Source organism: Deinococcus radiophilus (assembly GCF_020889625.1).
GTDB lineage: Bacteria > Deinococcota > Deinococci > Deinococcales > Deinococcaceae > Deinococcus > Deinococcus radiophilus.
Genome location: NZ_CP086380.1, coordinates 768945 through 786294 on the forward strand (window position 1 = coordinate 768945; position 17350 = coordinate 786294).

Genomic DNA, 17350 nt, shown 5'->3' on the forward strand with positions numbered 1-17350 from the left:
CTCTGGTGCCGAAACGAAATTTTAGAGGTGCTTGGCGCACCGGGGTGCCGTTATTAGGCTTGAGTCTGAGCGCTCAGGCTGACCGGGACACTGGGTCCCATGGTACTGGCCAGATAAGCGCTGCGCAGGAACACACCTTTGGCGCTGCCAGGCTTGGCGGCCTCCAGAGCCTGCACCAGCGCGCGGTAGTTCTCGGTCAGGGCATCAGCACCGAAGCTGGCCTTGCCGATAGGAGCATGCACCACGCCAGTCTTGTCGTTGCGGAACTCGATACGGCCGGTCTTCAGACCGCGCACCATTTCGTCCACGTTAGGGCCGACCGTACCGCTCTTGGGGTTAGGGAGCAGACCACGGGGGCCGAGCAGACGGGCCAGTTTCTGGCCGATTTGGGCCATCATGTCAGGAGTCGCTACGACAGCGTCGAAGTCCATGAAGCCACCAGCGATACGGTCAATCAGTTCTTCACTGCCCACCACATCAGCGCCAGCAGCTTCGGCAGCAGCGACGTTTTCACCCTTGGTGATCACGGCCACGCGCACTTCACGGCCCGTGCCGTGAGGCAGAGCCACGGTGCCGCGTACCGACTGGTCACTCTTACGGGGGTCAATGCCCAGACGGAAGTGCACTTCGACAGTCTCGTCAAACTTGGCGTTGGCCAGTTCTTTAACCAGATCCGTCGCCTCGGTGATCGAGTACTGCTTGTTGCGGTCCACCTTGTCTTTCAGGGCGCGGTAACGCTTACCATGCTTAGGCATTGGGGCCTCCTTCGATGGTCACGCCCATCGAACGGGCGGTACCGGCCACAGTGTTGGCCGCCGCTTCTACAGAACCAGCGTTCAGGTCGGGCATCTTGGTCTGGGCAATCTCCAGCACCTGATCCCAGTTCAGCTTACCCACTTTGTTCTTGTTGGGTTCGCCGCTACCTTTTGCCAGGCCTGCCGCTTTGCGGATCAGGTAGCTCATAGGCGGGGTCTTGGTGACGAAGGTAAACGAGCGGTCCGCGTAGATGGTGATTTCTACAGGAATAATCGCGTCGCCTTTATCGGCGGTCTGGGCGTTAAAGGCCTTAGCGAACTCCATGATGTTCGCACCGTGCTGACCCAGCGCCGGACCGACGGGCGGGGCCGGAGTGGCCTTGCCTGCGGGGAGTTGCAGCTTGACAATCCCTAGAACTTTTTTCATATCTCCTCCTTAGCTCCCCCGTGACGCCTGCTCATGTCGTTGGGGTGCTGGCGCTAAGTCTTTTGCGGGGCGTAATCACCCTGCGAAAAGCGCAGTGCTGCCAGTCCAGTACTTGGCGGCAACTTTGTCAGTATGCCAGTCCGGGGAGCCAGGTGCAAGGGGAAGGGAAAGATGCCATGGCACTCCCCCTGTCCGCTTGCGGTTTACTTACTCACTTCGGCAAAGTCCAGTTCGACCGGAGTTTCGCGGCCAAAGATGCTGACAAGCACCTTGACTTTTGCCTGGGGCGCGTTGATCTCGCTGACCACGCCGTTGAAATCAGCAAAGGGACCACTCTTGACCTTAACCATATCGCCAGGCTTAAGGTCGATCTGGACCTTAGGAGCCTCGGCCTTGGGTGCCGCTCCCACACCGACCGAGGCCAGCAGGCGCTGTACCTCGTCAGGAGAAAGCGGTACAGGACGGGTCGAGGTACCTACGAAGCCAGTCACACCATTGGTATTGCGGACCACTTCCCAGGACTCTCCCAATTCGCCGGGGGCGTCGTCGTCTTCGACGTCCATTTGCACGAAGACATAACCGGGAAACAGTTTACGCTCCACGGTTTCTTTTTTGCCGCCCTCTTTCAGCTCTACAGCCTGTTCGCTCGGCTGCAACACCTGATAGATCTTGGTGCCCAGCATGCCCAGTTTGCGGGCGCGCTCCAGCAGGTGGCTGTGCACCCGGTCTTCCTGGCCGATGTAGGTGTGAACCGCGTACCATTCAATACTCATAGCAGTACCCCCTTAATCAGGGTGGTGAACACCAGATCCATCAGGTAGACGATCAACGTCAGGGCCACCAGAAACAGCAGCACAGCCTGGGTTCCTTCCCACACCTGTGGGCGGGTCGGCCAGGACACACGGCTCAGCTCTTCACGCGATTCCTGTAAATATTGACTCAGATTCATCGTTCGTCACCTCATGGACCACCCGGCGCTGCCCTACAGACGGGACAGGCCGGGTGTACGCTCAAACGTCAGACTTTTTTCTCTTTGAAGGTGACGTGCTTGCGGGCCACAGGGTCGAACTTGCGCAGCTCCAACTTTTCCTGGGTGTTGCGGCGGTTCTTGGTGGTGGTGTAGTAAAAGCCCGTACCAGCGGTGCTTTCCATCTTGATGATCATGCGGGGTCCGTCTTTCGCCATGTTCCTAGCTCCTTTCGCAGCGGCTCTAAGACCACTGCTCCCAGCACCGCATTTCAGCTCTGAGGGGCGCTGCTGGCGCTGCCTTCGGAAACTGCCGGGCTGGTAAAATCCCGCCTGTCGGCGGGCTAACGCTGCATTGTAGCGCACCCACCCCAGGCTGTCCAACCCTGGGCACTTCATTACGCTCTAGGCGAAATGGTTTTTGTTACACTGGCCCGCGTGACTCCTGACGCGCCCACCGATCTTCTCGCGCAGCTCAACGAACAGCAGGCCGCCGCCGCAGATCACTACACCGGCCCTGCGCTGGTGATTGCCGGCGCGGGCAGTGGCAAGACCCGGACCCTGATTTACCGGATCGCCCATCTGATCGCCCATTACGGTGCTGAACCGGGCGAGATTCTGGCGGTGACCTTTACCAACAAGGCGGCTGCCGAGATGCGTGAGCGGGCCAGCCGCCTGGTGCCTGGAGCTGACCGCCTCTGGATGAGCACCTTTCACTCGGCGGGAGTACGGATTCTGCGGGCGTATGGCGAACATATCGGCCTGCGCCGGGGTTTCGTGATTTACGATGACGATGACCAGCTGGACATCCTGAAGCAGATTACCGGGTCTATGTCGGGTTTCGGGCCGGATACCAATCTCCGGGCAGTACGGGGCCAGATTGACCGCGCCAAGAGCAATTTGGTCACACCAGGGCAAATGCTGGCGGGCGGCGAACCCTACTTGGCGGGCTTGCCACGTGAACTGGTCGCAGAAGCCTACAGTCAGTATGAGTCGCGCAAGAAGGCCCAGAATGCCATTGATTTTGGGGACCTGATTACCGAGACGGTTCGGCTGTTTCAGGAAGTTCCAGCCGTGCTGGACAAGGTGCAAAACCGCGCCCGCTTTATTCATGTGGACGAGTATCAGGACACCAACAAGGCCCAGTACGAACTGACCCGTCTGCTGGCCTCGCGTGACGGAAACCTGCTGGTCGTGGGCGATCCGGATCAGTCCATCTACCGCTTTCGTGGGGCTGATATTCAGAACATTCTGGACTTTCAAAAAGATTATCCGGACGCCAAGGTCTATCGGCTGGAAAGCAACTACCGCTCCAGCGCCAGCGTGCTGACCGCTGCCAATCGCCTGATTGAGCAGAATACCGAGCGCCTTGAAAAAACTCTGAAGCCTGTGAAGGAAGCGGGGCATCCAGTGGTGTTTCACCGTGCCAACGATCACCGGGGTGAGGGTGACTTTGTGGCCGATTGGCTGACCCGGCTGCACGGCGAGGGGCGCGACTTTGCCGACATGGCGGTGCTGTACCGTACCAATGCTCAGTCCCGCGTGGTCGAGGAATCACTGCGGCGTGTGGGCATCCCGGCCCGCATTGTGGGAGGTGTAGGTTTTTATGATCGCCGCGAAATCCGCGACATCTTGGCGTATGCCCGGCTGGCGCTAAACCCGGCTGACGATGTGGCCCTGCGGCGTATCATCAGTCGCCCGCGCCGGGGAATTGGGGATACCTCGCTGACCCGCTTACTGGACTGGGCGGCGCAGCATGGCACGTCCGCGCTGGAAGCCTGTGCCCGCGCTGAGCAGGATGGCATCCTGGAACGCGGTGCCAACAAAGCCACCGAGTTTGCAGACCTGATGCACAGCATGAGCGAGGCAGCCGACAACTATGAACCAGCCCAGTTTTTAAGGTTCGTGATGGAAAGCAGCGGTTACCTCGACATGCTGCGTCAGGAGGGCACTGAAGGGCAAACCCGCCTGGAAAACTTGGAAGAACTGATCAGTGCTGCTGAGGAATGGTCGCAGGACAATCACGGCACCATTGGCGACTTTTTGGATGACGCCGCGCTGCTGTCCAGCGTGGACGACATGCGGGCGCAGCAGGAAAACAAAGGTGTACCCGAAGACGCCGTGACCCTGATGACCCTGCACAATGCCAAGGGACTGGAATTTCCGGTGGTGTTTATTGTGGGTGTAGAAGAGGGCCTGCTTCCCAGTCGTAACTCGCTGAACGAGCGCGGCGGGGTAGAGGAGGAACGCCGACTCTTTTACGTGGGTATTACGCGGGCAATGGAGCGACTGTTTCTCACGGCTGCCGAGAACCGGATGCAGTATGGTCGCACCAATTCAGCTGAGGACAGCCGTTTTCTGGAAGAGATCGGCACGGAGTTCGAAACTTGGAACGCCTTCGGGCAGGCCGTGGACTACCGCCAGAAAAGCTGGAAGGATTTCCGCCCGTCTGCACCTGCCCAACCTACGGTCAAGAACACCAGTGCTCTGACTGCCGATCTCGCCTACCGCGGCGGTGAGAAGGTCCTGCATCCCAAATTTGGCGAAGGCCAGGTGCTGGCGGTAGCGGGCATGGGGGACAAGCAGGAAGTGACGGTGCATTTTCCAGCAGTTGGAGCCAAGAAGCTGCTGGTCAAGTTCGCCAACCTGAAGCCTGCCTGAGCGCCGCGCTCCGCGTTAGACTGGGACCATGCCGTTTGTCATCGTGTCGGGGTTATCGGGAAGTGGCAAGAGTTCTCTACTCAGGACGCTGGAGGACTCCGGTTACCTGATCACCGATAACCTGCCCCCGGCGCTGTGGCTGCACATGTACGAGCTGGCCCAGGCGCAGGGCGTACAGGATGTGGCGGTCAGTTCAGATGCCAGAACACGTGCGTTTCTTCCTGATCTGGACCGCCATTTCGCCGAGCTGGTGGCCCGTGATCCGAACGTACGGATGATCTTTCTGGAAGCTGCGGATGAGGTGCTGCTGAAGCGCTATAACCTCTCGCGCCGTGAGCACCCGCTGGGCGAAAATCTACTGCTGGATTTCGCCCGCGAGCGTGAGCTGCTGGCGCCGCTCCGTGCGCTGGCGGATACGGTCATTGATACCACAGAGCTTACGGTTCCCGACCTGGCGCAGCGTATTTCTGGCCTTCTCAAGGCTGACCAGCGCTTTGAACTGCGCCTGATGAGCTTCGGCTTCAAGCACGCCCCACCCCGCGACGTGGACCTCATTATTGATGTGCGTTCGCTCCCCAATCCCTACTATGATCCTGGGCTGCGGCCACTCACTGGACTGGATCAGCCAGTGGCCGAGCACATTTTTGCTTCTGCTGATTCGGAAGGCTTTTATCAGCAGGTGAAGGGCTTCGTACGGACGGCAGCTGAGCGGGCTGCCCGCAGCGGGCGTCACGGTTATTCGGTGGGTATCGGCTGTACCGGGGGACAACACCGTTCAGTCGCCGTGTCCGAGCGGCTGCGGCGTGAGCTGAGCGACCTGAACGCAGAATTGATTCTGCACCGCGATATGCCCAGTGTGGCGGAAGCCTATTTGGGTGAAGGAGCGGGTGGAGCCGTTCAATGAGCCGCCCACCCACGTCCGAAGGGGGCTGGCCCCATGCTGCCACGGTAGACGACGCCGACCCACCATCAGGGGGCTGGACTGAGCGTCTGAATGACTGGATGACGCCGGGCATCCGCATTAAGCGCTGGATCCTGCTGTTGATGGTTGCTTCTGTGCTGGGGGCGTTCTCGCTGCTGGCCTTCTTCTGGATGAGTCCACTACGTGCGGTGATGTCGTCCTTCATTTACCGGGCACAGCTGTGGTTGCTGGAGAGTATCTCCTCACCGTGGCTCGTGGCGCTGGCCCTGGTAGTGTTGGCCGCAGCGGCGGCTATTTATGGCATTGTTCAGATCAACCGCACCCTGCTGTGGGCTGCTGGCATGGAACCAAAGCACGTAGCCAGAGCCATGTCTGGGCAACATACCCTGAGTCGGGAACCCCGCATCGTGGCTGTAGGAGGGGGGACGGGGCTATCCAATCTGCTCCGTGGACTTAAGGAACACAGCAGTAACCTGACCGCAGTGGTCACGGTGGCAGATGACGGCGGTTCCAGTGGCCAGTTGCGTCAGAGCCTGAATATGATTGCCCCTGGTGATTTGACCGATTGTTATGCGGCACTCTCCAAGCATCCGGCCCTCAGTCAGTTGCTGTTGCACCGCTTTGGACGTGGAGAGGGGCTGGAGGGCCATACTTTCGGTAATTTGTTGTTGGCCACCTTGAGCGAGGAGCGTGGTGGACTGGCTCCGGCATTAGGTGATCTGCACGAAATTTTGCGGATGCAGGGCAAGGTCTACCCGGCGACCACTGAGCCTACGACACTTGTGGCCCGCCTCAGTGACGGCCGCACGGTGCGTGGTGAGAGCCGACTGGCGTCCGAGTTGGGAGGGGCCACCGTCCGTGAGGTTTTGCTGGACCCTCAAGAGCTCCCTGCTGTGCCTGAAGTGATCCACGCCATCGAAGAAGCCGATCTGATTGTGCTGGGTCCAGGCAGCCTCTTCACCAGCATCTTGCCCGTATTGCTGGTGCCGGAGGTGGGGGAGGCCTTACGCAACACTTCCGCTCCCATCCTGTATGTGGCCAGCCTGATGACCGAACCTGGCGAGACAGAGCGGCTCAGCCTGGAAGATCATTTTTCGGTGATCTCAGGCCACCTGGGACGTGCACCCGACTGGATTCTGCTCAATAGTCAACCACTTCCGTTGGCGGTGGTACAACATTACGCGCAGCAGAGAGCAGAACCCTTAGTCCGTAGCGCGGGTGGGCGCAATCTACGTTCGCGGTACCGCTATGCTCCGCTCTTGGATCAAGCGGCCAGTCCACTCGCCAACCATCATTCCGCTTTGTTGGCACAGGCTATCTTGCAGCTTCTAGAGCATTGACCTGTGCTTCCGGTTCCCAGAGTGTTATAAGCATCAAAGAAAAGGGACCCCGCAGGGTCCCTTCTTCTAGGACTAAGCTTGAGGCTTAGAAGAACAGCTTGACGCCGCCCTTGACACCGAAGCCCAGGCCGCTGTTAGCGTCACCCAGTTGGGTATCAGCAACTTCGGTTTGGCTGGTGAAGTAGTACTTGCCGTTGCCTTCCAAGAACAGGCCGATGTTGGGCTGCACCTTAAAGTCAGCACCCACCAGACCGTTGGCGTAGAAGTCAGTAGCACGGGTAACATCGTTGGACAGAGCGGTAGGGCCGTTCACAGCACCCAGGCCCAGGCCGGCGTAAGGCTGAGCAACACCCAGATCAGCGCCAACAGTGGCGTTTACATCAGCAGCCACAGCGTTGTAGCGGCCAGGGATGTAGTCAGCGTTGACACGGTAGCCCACGTCTGCGCCACCCACGTTCAGGGCACTGTTGCCACCGAAGACCACACCAACGGTTCCACAGTAGCGCTCGCGGCGCTCGCGGTCACCGGTGTTGTCGCGGTTAAAGCTGTCCAGCGGGTTGATGCAGCGCTGGTTAACAGGATAATCAGCGTGGGTGAACTCGCCACCCACACGGATACCAGCGTAAGAGCCGTTGTTGATGGGATCAGTCACAACGGGAGGAGTGATGACGATGTCGCCGGGCTCCACTTCGACAGGCACTACAACCACAGGAGCGTCAGTCACAGGGGTTTCCGTCACAGGACGGCCTTCCAGGGCAGCAATGCGGGCTTCCAGGGCATCAATACGAGCTACCAGAGCACTGTTGTCAGCGCCGTCCATGTCCATGATGGCTGCTTCAATAGCGTCGATGCGGGCCTGCTGCTCAACAGTCAGACGCTCGACGTCGGTCAGGCGGCTGCTGATGGCGGCCAGCTCAGTGCTGACTTCCTGCATACCACGGGTGATGACCAGCAGGTCTTCGTCGCTGATGCCGTCGCCGCTCAGGGCGCCGCTCTGCAGCAGACGGTGGAAGATCATGGCAGCCTGATAACGGGTCAGGTTCTCGTTACCACGGAAGGTGCCGTCGGGAAAGCCCTGGATCAGGCCAGCTTCAACGATGGCTTCGACAGCTTCACGGGCCCAGTGGCCAGCAGGCACGTCGGTCAGCACCACAGCGCCAGTCACGGGAGCCGTGACAGCGGGGGCGGTGGTGGTCACTGGGGCAACGTACTGGGTGTTGTCGGCATAGCCGCCACCAGCCTGGGCTCCAGCAACGCCAACGGTCATGGCCAGGGTGGCCGCAATAATGGATTTACGCATAACTCTCTCCTTGTGCACAAGTCAGCTCTCACACTGACCCAGTGTCTCTGGCTGATCTCCCGAAAGAACCCCTGGGGCCTCTTGGAGAATCAGCGGTGTAGTGCTGGACACTGATGCTAGGTCCATCTCACTGCAGGCATAGCATAGCACCCGTTTTCCGCTCAGAGAAAGCCATGATCTGAGGAATGATCTTAACGTAACAATGAGCTTTCATCACATTCTGATCAGGTAGGGACCGTGTTTCAGGGGTTTGGTCCAAGAAAATAAATGAAGGAATCTTTATTGGTGCGAAGAGCCGCCTGGTCCTGTAAGTAACCGCGAATAGGGGTTGACAACATCTAGTCAGGTCATCAAGTCTCTGTATTTCAGGTTGTGTGCCAGGACATGGAGTGCGACTTTAAGTCTCAAACTCGGCATTGTTTTTACCTGTCCCCAAAGGAGTCCAGCACCGACCAGAACCGAGAATGCCGACTCAACACACTTCCTGGCCGCTCCAAATTCTTCTCGCCAACGTGGTCTGGGCTTCCGTGCATTGATTTTTGGTGGTGTGATAGTCGTCAGCGACTGATAGCCCTTATCTCCAATCTGCTGTGGCCCGCCGTAAGCGGGCCACTTTCGGTTCATCTCACACAAGACGCTGTAGTCGTGCTCGTTGGCAGGGCGGATATCGTACGCCACGATTTCACCGTTGAGTCCGCACCAGGCGTGAAGCTTGAATCCAAAGACCAGGCCAGCGGTGCTGAAACCATGCTTGGCACCCCTGAACTTGCAACGCGGTGCTCGTTTGAAGGTACAGACGGGGAGTGGTTCAGAATCAACCGCCACGAAGTCCAGGGCCTGGACTTCGTGGCTCAATTGTTCGATGACGGGCAAGAGCCGTTTCAGACGGATTCTAGCCTGTGTCTCGGAAGGCAGATTCGGGAAGTGATTGATTTTCAGCGAATGCCACCATCGGCTGAAATAAGGTTGCTTATGGAGCTTCTGGAGAATGGCGATGCCGATGAGGTTGGCATCACTGATTTTCTCGTGCTCGTGGAGCAATTTTACAGGGATGTGAGGCTGAACCCACTGGCTGAGGACTTGGAGTGCTTCGCGGATAGGGAGTATAGTAAGGTCGGGACGGCCCATAACACCGTCCCTTTCGCATTTTTAGGGTGTTGCTGTCAACCCCTATTCGCGGTAAGTATTTTCACCTGACTGGATTCAACTCAACCACCGAAAGCAGGCGCCTACTTAAGTTTCCAGCCCCACAGCCCAGAGTGTGGTGCCTCGCTGCTCCAGAGCAATACGTGAGAGTGGTCGGGTGGCCTGCCCAAAGACGGCGGCGCCAGCCCGTAGAGGATCAAACACCGAATAATGGCAGGGGCAGCCCAACTGGGGATGATCATTGTCCTGGGCGCGGTAGTTGTAAGCCAAGGCGAGGACTTCTGGATCACGGACCACCACCACGGGACACTGCAGGTGAGTGCAGAGCCGCGAAAAGGCGGCGAAATGCGCCGCACCGTCGCTAAGGCCGCCACTAACTGCTTCGGGGAGCCGCAGAACAATTGCAGGCGTCCCCTCATAACTGAATTCGAGACTGTCCCAGACTTCAGGAAGTGTAGCGATTTCAGTGATAGGTGCAGGTTCGGTCATCTGAAAGTCAGGATCGCCGGGTGCCTCTTTGCTGCCCAGAATTCTTTCGGCCCGTAGGCCCAGCCAGCCAAATGTTCCCAGGGTGCCAACAACAGGTACAGTCCACCAGTACCCCAGCAGATCGCGGCGGCTGAGGCGGCGATAGGGGCGCTGAGGAGGAGGATGCTCAGTCATCCGCTTGCCATTCCATCAGCAGATTCAGTAGCCCTTCTAAGTCCTCGTCCTGTAAGTCGGGATAGGCGGGCATGCTGCCCTGGCCGTGCTGGATAATCTCCGCTGCCGCTTCCCGGCTGAGGTTGGACTTGCGGAGGGAGGGACCCAGGCCACCGCCACCTGCTGGGCCGTGACAGCTGGCGCAACTGGCCGCGTACAGCGCCAGTGCCGGACTGGCCGAGTTCTGGGCTGTCCGAATAGAGGAGATAAGTTCGTCGGCATCTCGGCCCTGGGGATTCAGTTCACGGTAACGCTCCAGCGCAGTCAGGGCCTGTTCCTCCTGACCAAACTTGACCAGTGCGTAACCGAGCAGCAGGTGCGATTCTGCCTCGTCCGGGGCCAATTGTGCCGCCGTACGGATCAAGGCGAAGGCCTGTCCCGCCTCCTGATCGCTCAGGGTAGGACCGCCCATGTCTTCGCGGTTAAGCAGAAGGGTGCCTAGGCGACGTAAGGGACCAGCCTGCTGAGTTTCCAGCTTGAGCGACTCGGTATAGGCCCGCATGGCCTCGGAGTAGGCAGCTTGTTCGAAGGCGGCGTCACCCCAGGCGTTGTAGGTGACGACGCTGGGCTGCGCCTGTGCTGCGGCCCGCAGTCCCGGTAAGCGCTGGGCGGCAGTGACCTGAGCCGCCTCGGCAGCGTCCAGCCCCAGCTTTTGCCACTGCGGCACGAAGGTCAGCGTGGCACTCGCGGTAAGGAGGACAGCGGCCAGCCAGCCTATGCGGGCAGCTTGGGCGCTCCGGCCCAGCCTCTCCTCAGTGGGCGGCGCAGCGGGAAGTTCGTCCAAGCGCCGCAGCACACGGGCGGCTTTGACTTCCAGGGCGGTGCGGGTGTGATCCTGCTCTGGCGTGTCTGGAAGGCCCAGCAGCTCGGCGTACAGTTGGTCACGCTCGGCCAGCAGGTCGCTACGCTGTTGGGCTAAAGGGTCACGTAGTGGTTGCAGCAGTGGCAAAATCACCACTGCCAGCGCGGCCAGCACCATGATCAGTAACAGGAGGAGCAGTGCCAGACTCATGTTTGATCCTTCTGCCGGGTCGTTACGGTGTGGCCCGATTGCCGGGCGGCCAGATCACGCTGCACTTGCGCCAGATAGGGATCTTCAAGGTCACCAGAGAGAGTGACAGTCTCAGCTTTCGCCTGGCGGCGGTTGAGTATTCCCCACAGCCACCACCCACCCAGGCCCAGGGCCAGCAATGGCCCGGCCCACAGCACCAGATTGGCCCCTTCCTTGGGTGGGTCCAGCAAGACGAACGGACCATAGCGGGCCTCGAAATGCTCGAAAATCTCACGCTCGGAGCGGCCCTCGGCCACCAGCCGTTCCACCTCAGCCCGCATCGCGCGGCTGATGTCGTTGGTACTTTCGGCGATTGACTCTCCGGTGCAGATGGGGCAGCGCAGACTCTGCTGAACCTGCTCCGCGCGGACCAGTTCGGCTGGGGAGAGCGAGGCCCGCCCTCCGCCCAGGCTCACCAGTGCCAGCAGCGGCAATACTCGCCGGGCGAGTCTGCGGCCCGTCATAGCGGGTCTACCCCGATGGCGCTCAGGCCCGCGTTCAGCCGCTCACGGGTCAGGCCTCCTGAGTCCTTGTGGCGCACGATACCCTGAGCATCGATAAAAAAGGTTTCTGGGATGCCCGCCACGCCGTAGTTGATGGCCGTGTTCAGACGCGGGTCGCGCAGGTTGGGATAGGCCAGTGAATACTCCGCGATAAAGTCCCGTGCATTTTGTTCGACTTTCTCGTCGAACAGGACCCCAACCACCGCCAGCTGACCCTCACCCTGTCGCTCGGACAGCTCGCGCAGAAGTGGCGCCTCTTCACGGCAGGGACCACACCATGAAGCCCAGAAGTTCACCACCACCGGGCGGCCCTGCAAGCCGGAGAGCTGGACGTCAGCGCCGTCTAGGCTGGTGAGCACAAAGTCCGGCGCGGGCTTGCCGACCAGGGATCCCCCCGCTGTCTCATTGCTGGTAGGAGAAAACAGTGCTGTTCCCAACGCGGCCACCAGGCCAAAAGCCAACAGCGGCGGGAGCCAACGTTTCCAGGCTGGGGCTGGCTGGTTGGGAGTGGGTGCAGGGTCAGGGTGAGTCATGATGGTCCTTTCGGTAAATCTATGTTCAGCTGGTCACTAATCGGTGGCCGCCGCAGCGTGCGGTAGAGAGGAAACCGCTTCTTGCAGACGTGGCCTGCGGGGTGAAACCAGCGAGAGGCCCGTGCCGAGCATCATCACCGCTGTGCCCAGCCAGATCCAGGCGATCAGCGGACTTTCGACCAGACGCACGCTGACCCATTGGCCCCCCTCATCAAAGGCAGACACGACCAGATAGGTGTCGCCCCAGAGGCCATACCGCACCGCCGGAGCTGGGAAGGCCATGCTGCCCGCCTGCTGATAGAAATTCATGCGGGCCTCGTAAGGCTGCCCGTCGATGCGGATATCGGCAATCAGCGAGTGGCCGTCGCTGCGGTTGACCGAGCGGGTGCCGGTCAACTCCAGTTGCTCGTGAAGCAGTGAGGCCTGCTGGTTCAGATTCAGTGTGGCTTGCTGGTCTTGGCGGTAGACGGTAGAAAAGACGACTCCCAGAGCCAGCATCACCAGGCCGATGTGGGCCAAATAAGCACCGTAACGCCGGGGCTGAGATGCAAAGACAGTGCTCAGGCCGCCGCCCAGACCCGCTGCACGTCGCTCCTGGAGGTGGCGCCAGGTCAGCCCAGCCAGTCCGGCCAGGTTATAGGCGCAGAGGGCCAGGGTCGCCAGGACGCCGGGGTGGCGTAGGCCGGCAGCCAGACCGATCAAGGCGGCCACGCCGCCCGCGATCAGCAGGGGCCGTAGGGCACGCCATAGGCTTTGTCCTTCGGCACGTCGCCAGGGCAGCAGCGGTCCTATGCCCATTAGCAGCAGCAGCCCCAGACCCAGTGGAACAGCGAAGGCATTGTAAAACGGTGGTCCTACTGAGGTATCGCGGTGACCCTGAACAGCCTCAATCAGTGTGGGAAAAAGCGTGCCCAGCAAGACCATAAAGGCAAACACCACGAACAGCCAGTTGCCAGCCAGAAAGGCCCCTTCGCGGCTCAGGGCGTGAGGTGGCTCACCACTGTCACGCAGTCGGGGCGCACGCCAGGCGGCCAGGGCGATACCGCCGAGCAGCAACACGGCCAGGAACCCGAAAAACACTCCACCGACTGGCCCACCTGCAAAGGCGTGAACACTCTGCACGATGCCGGAGCGGTTCAGGAAAGTGCCCAGCACGGTGCTGGCGTAGGCCAGAACAATCAACCAGACATTCCAGCCCCGCATCTGTCCCCGGCGCTCCTGAATCTGAATGGAGTGCAAAAAGGCTGTGGCCAGCAGCCAAGGGATGAAAGACGCATTTTCGACTGGGTCCCAGGCCCAGTAGCCGCCCCAGCCCAGCGTCTCGTAGCTCCACCAGCCGCCTGACACAATGCCCAGCGTCAGAAAACCCCAGGCCACCAGCGTCCAGCGGCGGACAGCGCTCACCCAATGATCCGACAGCCTGCCGGTGATCAGCGCCGCGACAGCGTAGGCAAACGGCACTGCCAGTCCCACGAAGCCCAGATACAACAAGACGGGGTGAACCGCCATCATCCAGTGGTTCTGCAGGGCCGGGTTGGGGCCTGCACCGTCAGTCGGAATGGTGGCCAGTGGGGTAAAAGGGCTGGCAATGGTGGCGCATACCCCGATAAAAAACAGCAAGTTGAACAGCATGGCTGAAAAGACCCAGGGGCGCAGCGAGTCTTTGCAGGCCGTGCGGGTCAAGATGACGGCGTATAGGGACAGGAGCCACAGCCACAGCATGATCGAGCCTTCGAGTGCCCCCCACAGGCCAGTGATTTTGATCCACAGCGGACTGCTGGCCATCGAGTGTTCAGCGACGTAGCGCACACTGAAATCACTGCCGATCATAGCCGCCAGCAGGGCACCCACACTGATGGTCACGAAGCCAAAGACAGCGGCGATGGCGTGCGCGGCACTCTGGGCGGGGCGGGGATCACCGGTGCGTCCGGCGACGACGGCCTGCCACAGCCCACCCAGACCAAACAGCAGCGCGAGCAGCAAGCTCAGCTGGCCCAGCAGCGCCAGTGGGCTCTGTGAAAAGCTTAGGCTGTACCAGCTGAGCATGTCCACTATTCGGCAGACTCCAGCAGGTCCCTGAGCTGGTCTATCTCCGCCTGCGTTTCGGGGACTTTGTATTCTTCTGAGTGCTTGACGATGAGCTCGTCGGCCTGGAAGACGCCTGGGTCGGCCCCTTGCGCACTTTCGCTGAAGCGCCCACGGACCACCACGCCCTGACCTTCTTGGAACATGTCACTCACTGCCCCGGTGTACTGGACTGGGTAAGTGACGCTGCCGTCGGTGAGCTGGAAAGAGAGATTGAGGGTCTGGGGGTCATACTCCGCCGCCTGCGCCAATCCGCCCAAGCGCAGGGGCTTACCGGCCAGCGTGCTTTGTTCCAACTGGTACTCCGAAGGTGTCTTGAAATATTCCAGGCTCTGGCCCAACGATCCAAAGGCCAGAAAAGCTGCCAACCCCAGCAGCGCTCCGCCCCCCAGAATCGAGGGCAGCGGACTGCGCCTGCGCCGCTTGGCCTGCGGCAGCGGGGTAACGCCGCGCTCAGGCTGGGTCATGCGTGTTCCTCAGGAGTGAATGAGGCAGAAGGCTGCTGCACCGGGCGATGCCGCGCGGCCCACGCACGCTCCGTCTTCAGGCGGCGCCACAGCCACAGCAGATAAGCTGCCAGCAGCCCAAAAGTTACGGCGTAGACGATCACCACATAGGTCACATATTCAGGATGCTCCACGGGCCACCTCCAGATCAGCGGCGCTGCGTGGCGGCAGCTCGCCCATCAGCTCCAGGTCTTCACGGCGGTCGGTCAGTTCAGCCAAGCCTGCGCGCACACGCAGCAGATACAGATACAGCAGCGTGAAGGCCAACACGCCTGCTATCAGGGTCCAGCCGTAGATCGGTGATCCCGCAAAGCTGGGGCCTCCCTCATCCAGCACCTTCACGGTCTGGCTCTGGTGTAGGCCACGCCACCAGTTCACGGCCATGTAGTTGATCGGTACATACAGTGTGCCCATCAGGCCGATTACGGCAGCCACGCGTGCGCGGCGTTCGCGCTCGTCAATCATGGAGCGCACCAGCAGGTAGCCCCCATAAATCACCAGGCTGAGGGCGGTGGTGGTCAGGCGAGCGTCCCAGTCCCAGTACACGCCCCAGGTAGGCTTGCCCCAGAGCATCCCACCGATCAGGGTGGAGACGGTGAAGAGAACGCCCAGCTCGGCAGAGGCCAGGGCCAAGCGGTCAAATTTGAGGTTGCGTTTCAGCAGATAGAGCAGGCCAAACAGCCCAGTACCGAAATAAGCCAGGTAGCTGAGCCAGGCAGACGGCACATGTACGAACAGGATGCGCGACAGCACGCCCTGTTCTTCGGTGGCAGGGGCGCTCAGGCCCAGGCCAGTGGCCGTCAGCAGGGCCAACAGGGCCGCCCAGCCCAGCACGGGGGTCAGGCGGTCAGGTCGTGGAAGGGTCATGGTCGGATGTTGGGTCATGTCAGTGGGGTGGTCCTCAGGGCAGTGACCTGACAGATGCAGGCCCGGAAGGGGTGGTTGAGACTACGCCTTCAGTCTATGGACGAGTGTAGGTCGGGTCTGTTACCCAGAGGTGAATCCCCCTCCAGAGCAGAGCAGGCTCGGCTGTCTCACAGTGCTTATCACCAGACCACACCGGTGGTGGGCAGGGCAAGGGAAGGGAGTCCCTGCCCCGCAAGAAGTTCTAAACACGCCCTGCCATTTTACTTGCCAGCCAAGGCCTCTCGGCGCCTAGACTGCCCCAGTGACCCGTTCTCCTGATCGTCTGCGCGACTTCCAGCCGGCTCCACCACAGCGCCCTGACCACCGGGGCAATGCCGTAGGTGCTGGTGTGGTCACGGCCCTACTGATCGGATTGATTTGGGTACAAGAGATCGCCGATCAACTGCTGTTGGGCGTCAATCTGGACCGGCTGGGCATTTATCCCAGGAACCTGGCGACCTGGTGGCATATTTTTACGGCCCCGTATCTGCACGGCGGCTGGGAGCATCTGATCGCCAATACCTTGCCACTGGCGACTCTGGCGTTTATGTCGGCGGTGCGCAGTGTGGGACGCTTTTTGACGGCGACCCTGATCATCATGGTGGTCGGCGGGGGGCTGATCTGGTTGCTGGCCCGGGGCGGCAGTGCCCACTTGGGGGCCAGCATCCTGATTTTCGGGTATTTCGCCTACCTATTGGGGGTGGGCTGGTGGGAGCGGACCCCGGCGGCCATCGGCGTGGCGACCATTGCCGCCGTGCTGTACGGTAGCATCCTGTGGGGCGTGCTGCCGACTGACCCCCGCGTATCGTTTGAAGGACACCTTTTCGGCTTTATCGGTGGGCTGGTGGCGGCGGCCATGCTGCACCGTCAACGTCCAGGGGGACGCTGACCTTCTACCTAATCCAGCCTGACGTGTCCTTTAGGGGTAACCAGCGTCGCACGCAGGCTGACTGTCGGAGCGCTCTGGGCGACGATCTCCGTTCCGTTATATGAACCAGTCCAGTGGGCCAGACGTTCTGGGTGCGGGCTGCTCAGCTCTAACTGCTCTAACTGCACCCCCTGATCCGGCAATGACTGCGCGGGCGGCGGTGTGTCCCAGGCGATCAGGCTGGGTGCAGCACCGCCACCTGGCAACGACCCGTCCGGCGCGACGGTCAGCTGCCAGCGGGCCCCGCCCCGGCTGAGTCGGCGGGCCTGCGGATGACCAGTCAGTTCAGGCACGGCGACCACCCAGTGAATCAGGTGTGGGCGCTCGGCCAGTCGCTGCTGCATTTCGGGGCGGTCCAATTCGAACCAGCGTGGGTCAGCGGGCTGTGGGGCTGACGGGTCTATGGCGATCAATTCCAAATAACTGCCCCCCAGACTCAGCAAGAGGTTATGGGTGCCGAACTCTGCGTGCTGTCCGCCAGGTTGCAGTGAGACACCGAGCTGCTGCTCCAGCCACCGCCGTCCATTTTCCAGAGTATCGGTGGCCACGACCAGATGATCCAGGGTCCAGTGGGTAGGCGGCATAGATTGGCTTGGCATGGGACATGCTAAATCAGAGG

Annotated in this window: 20 protein-coding genes; 4 read left to right on the plus strand and 16 right to left on the minus strand. The window is 60.6% G+C overall.

What is annotated here, in order from left to right; genetic code table 11:
- Window positions 1–53: 53 nt before the first annotated feature.
- The 5 genes from rplA to rpmG form a co-directional block, all read right to left on the minus strand.
- Entirely contained in the window at window positions 54–755 is a 702-nt protein-coding gene (gene rplA / locus LMT64_RS04010) for a 50S ribosomal protein L1 (RefSeq protein ID WP_126351596.1), read from the minus strand.
- On the minus strand, window positions 748–1182 hold the full coding sequence (rplK, locus tag LMT64_RS04015) for a 50S ribosomal protein L11 (RefSeq protein ID WP_126351597.1): 435 nt from the start codon (window positions 1180–1182) through the stop codon (window positions 748–750). The genes rplA and rplK overlap by 8 nt, the downstream gene beginning before the upstream one ends.
- A 203-nt stretch (window positions 1183–1385) precedes the next feature.
- Entirely contained in the window at window positions 1386–1955 is a 570-nt protein-coding gene (nusG, locus tag LMT64_RS04020; RefSeq protein ID WP_126351598.1) for a transcription termination/antitermination protein NusG, read from the minus strand.
- Window positions 1952–2131 (minus strand): preprotein translocase subunit SecE, encoded by a 180-nt coding sequence (secE, locus tag LMT64_RS04025; RefSeq protein WP_126351599.1) that lies wholly within the window; start codon window positions 2129–2131, stop codon window positions 1952–1954. The genes nusG and secE overlap by 4 nt, the downstream gene beginning before the upstream one ends.
- Window positions 2132–2199: 68 nt before the next feature.
- Entirely contained in the window at window positions 2200–2367 is a 168-nt protein-coding gene (gene rpmG / locus LMT64_RS04030; RefSeq protein WP_126351600.1) for a 50S ribosomal protein L33, read from the minus strand.
- 195 nt (window positions 2368–2562) lie between these two features.
- On the opposite strand from rpmG, the gene LMT64_RS04035 reads away from it, so the two are divergent.
- Genes LMT64_RS04035 through LMT64_RS04045 form a run of 3 tightly spaced genes read left to right on the plus strand, consistent with a single transcriptional unit; the run spans window position 2563 to window position 7071 of the window.
- On the plus strand, window positions 2563–4809 hold the full coding sequence (locus tag LMT64_RS04035) for an ATP-dependent helicase (RefSeq protein ID WP_126351601.1): 2247 nt from the start codon (window positions 2563–2565) through the stop codon (window positions 4807–4809).
- A gap of 28 nt (window positions 4810–4837) precedes the next feature.
- Window positions 4838–5713 carry an RNase adapter RapZ gene (rapZ, locus tag LMT64_RS04040; RefSeq protein WP_126351602.1) on the plus strand — a complete coding sequence of 292 codons (876 nt, stop codon included), beginning with the start codon at window positions 4838–4840 and terminating at the stop codon, window positions 5711–5713.
- Entirely contained in the window at window positions 5710–7071 is a 1362-nt protein-coding gene (locus LMT64_RS04045; protein ID WP_229253374.1) for a gluconeogenesis factor YvcK family protein, read from the plus strand. The genes rapZ and LMT64_RS04045 overlap by 4 nt, the downstream gene beginning before the upstream one ends.
- An 85-nt stretch (window positions 7072–7156) precedes the next feature.
- Here the strand turns inward: LMT64_RS04045 and LMT64_RS04050 are convergent, their stop codons facing one another.
- The 10 genes from LMT64_RS04050 to LMT64_RS04095 all read right to left on the minus strand — a co-directional run bounded on the left by LMT64_RS04050 (window position 7157) and on the right by LMT64_RS04095 (window position 15764).
- On the minus strand, window positions 7157–8371 hold the full coding sequence (locus LMT64_RS04050) for an S-layer homology domain-containing protein (protein WP_126351604.1): 1215 nt from the start codon (window positions 8369–8371) through the stop codon (window positions 7157–7159).
- Between the two features lie 342 nt (window positions 8372–8713).
- The gene (locus tag LMT64_RS04055; RefSeq protein WP_126351605.1) at window positions 8714–9499 is read right to left on the minus strand and encodes an IS982 family transposase; all 786 of its coding nucleotides are present in this window, start codon (window positions 9497–9499) and stop codon (window positions 8714–8716) included.
- 105 nt (window positions 9500–9604) lie between these two features.
- The gene (locus LMT64_RS04060; protein WP_126351606.1) at window positions 9605–10180 is read right to left on the minus strand and encodes a QcrA and Rieske domain-containing protein; all 576 of its coding nucleotides are present in this window, start codon (window positions 10178–10180) and stop codon (window positions 9605–9607) included.
- Window positions 10173–11231: a c-type cytochrome gene (locus LMT64_RS04065; RefSeq protein ID WP_126351607.1), complete on the minus strand. Its 1059-nt coding sequence runs from the start codon at window positions 11229–11231 to the stop codon at window positions 10173–10175. Before LMT64_RS04065 ends, LMT64_RS04060 begins: the two co-directional genes overlap by 8 nt.
- Window positions 11228–11734: a cytochrome c-type biogenesis protein gene (locus LMT64_RS04070; RefSeq protein WP_126351608.1), complete on the minus strand. Its 507-nt coding sequence runs from the start codon at window positions 11732–11734 to the stop codon at window positions 11228–11230. The genes LMT64_RS04065 and LMT64_RS04070 overlap by 4 nt, the downstream gene beginning before the upstream one ends.
- Entirely contained in the window at window positions 11731–12306 is a 576-nt protein-coding gene (locus tag LMT64_RS04075; protein ID WP_229253375.1) for a TlpA family protein disulfide reductase, read from the minus strand. The genes LMT64_RS04070 and LMT64_RS04075 overlap by 4 nt, the downstream gene beginning before the upstream one ends.
- A 36-nt stretch (window positions 12307–12342) precedes the next feature.
- Entirely contained in the window at window positions 12343–14352 is a 2010-nt protein-coding gene (locus LMT64_RS04080; protein ID WP_126351610.1) for a heme lyase CcmF/NrfE family subunit, read from the minus strand.
- Window positions 14353–14357: 5 nt separating this feature from the next.
- Window positions 14358–14858 (minus strand): cytochrome c maturation protein CcmE, encoded by a 501-nt coding sequence (gene ccmE, locus LMT64_RS04085; protein ID WP_229253376.1) that lies wholly within the window; start codon window positions 14856–14858, stop codon window positions 14358–14360.
- Entirely contained in the window at window positions 14855–15031 is a 177-nt protein-coding gene (locus LMT64_RS04090) for a hypothetical protein (protein ID WP_170165941.1), read from the minus strand. Before LMT64_RS04090 ends, ccmE begins: the two co-directional genes overlap by 4 nt.
- On the minus strand, window positions 15018–15764 hold the full coding sequence (locus tag LMT64_RS04095) for a cytochrome c biogenesis protein (protein ID WP_126351612.1): 747 nt from the start codon (window positions 15762–15764) through the stop codon (window positions 15018–15020). The genes LMT64_RS04090 and LMT64_RS04095 overlap by 14 nt, the downstream gene beginning before the upstream one ends.
- A 301-nt stretch (window positions 15765–16065) precedes the next feature.
- Between LMT64_RS04095 and LMT64_RS04100 the strand changes: the two genes are divergently transcribed.
- Window positions 16066–16692, plus strand: coding sequence for a rhomboid family intramembrane serine protease (locus LMT64_RS04100; protein WP_407647845.1), 627 nt, complete (start codon window positions 16066–16068; stop codon window positions 16690–16692).
- Window positions 16693–16700: 8 nt separating this feature from the next.
- Here the strand turns inward: LMT64_RS04100 and LMT64_RS04105 are convergent, their stop codons facing one another.
- A complete protein-coding gene (locus LMT64_RS04105; RefSeq protein ID WP_126351613.1) occupies window positions 16701–17330 on the minus strand; it encodes a VOC family protein in 630 nt (209 codons plus the stop codon).
- Window positions 17331–17350 lie beyond the last annotated feature (20 nt).

Bases quoted from the DNA above. Each gene is read 5' to 3' on its own strand.
- rplA (WP_126351596.1), bottom strand. From the start codon at position 755: ATGCCTAAGCATGGTAAGCGTTACCGCGCCCTGAAAGACAAGGTGGAC.
- rplK (WP_126351597.1), bottom strand. From the start codon at position 1,182: ATGAAAAAAGTTCTAGGGATTGTCAAGCTGCAACTCCCCGCAGGCAAG.
- nusG (WP_126351598.1), bottom strand. From the start codon at position 1,955: ATGAGTATTGAATGGTACGCGGTTCACACCTACATCGGCCAGGAAGAC.
- secE (WP_126351599.1), bottom strand. From the start codon at position 2,131: ATGAATCTGAGTCAATATTTACAGGAATCGCGTGAAGAGCTGAGCCGT.
- rpmG (WP_126351600.1), bottom strand. From the start codon at position 2,367: ATGGCGAAAGACGGACCCCGCATGATCATCAAGATGGAAAGCACCGCT.
- LMT64_RS04035 (WP_126351601.1), top strand. From the start codon at position 2,563: ATGGTTTTTGTTACACTGGCCCGCGTGACTCCTGACGCGCCCACCGAT.
- rapZ (WP_126351602.1), top strand. From the start codon at position 4,838: ATGCCGTTTGTCATCGTGTCGGGGTTATCGGGAAGTGGCAAGAGTTCT.
- LMT64_RS04045 (WP_229253374.1), top strand. From the start codon at position 5,710: ATGAGCCGCCCACCCACGTCCGAAGGGGGCTGGCCCCATGCTGCCACG.
- LMT64_RS04050 (WP_126351604.1), bottom strand. From the start codon at position 8,371: ATGCGTAAATCCATTATTGCGGCCACCCTGGCCATGACCGTTGGCGTT.
- LMT64_RS04055 (WP_126351605.1), bottom strand. From the start codon at position 9,499: ATGGGCCGTCCCGACCTTACTATACTCCCTATCCGCGAAGCACTCCAA.
- LMT64_RS04060 (WP_126351606.1), bottom strand. From the start codon at position 10,180: ATGACTGAGCATCCTCCTCCTCAGCGCCCCTATCGCCGCCTCAGCCGC.
- LMT64_RS04065 (WP_126351607.1), bottom strand. From the start codon at position 11,231: ATGAGTCTGGCACTGCTCCTCCTGTTACTGATCATGGTGCTGGCCGCG.
- LMT64_RS04070 (WP_126351608.1), bottom strand. From the start codon at position 11,734: ATGACGGGCCGCAGACTCGCCCGGCGAGTATTGCCGCTGCTGGCACTG.
- LMT64_RS04075 (WP_229253375.1), bottom strand. From the start codon at position 12,306: ATGACTCACCCTGACCCTGCACCCACTCCCAACCAGCCAGCCCCAGCC.
- LMT64_RS04080 (WP_126351610.1), bottom strand. From the start codon at position 14,352: ATGCTCAGCTGGTACAGCCTAAGCTTTTCACAGAGCCCACTGGCGCTG.
- ccmE (WP_229253376.1), bottom strand. From the start codon at position 14,858: ATGACCCAGCCTGAGCGCGGCGTTACCCCGCTGCCGCAGGCCAAGCGG.
- LMT64_RS04095 (WP_126351612.1), bottom strand. From the start codon at position 15,764: ATGACCCTTCCACGACCTGACCGCCTGACCCCCGTGCTGGGCTGGGCG.
- LMT64_RS04105 (WP_126351613.1), bottom strand. From the start codon at position 17,330: ATGCCAAGCCAATCTATGCCGCCTACCCACTGGACCCTGGATCATCTG.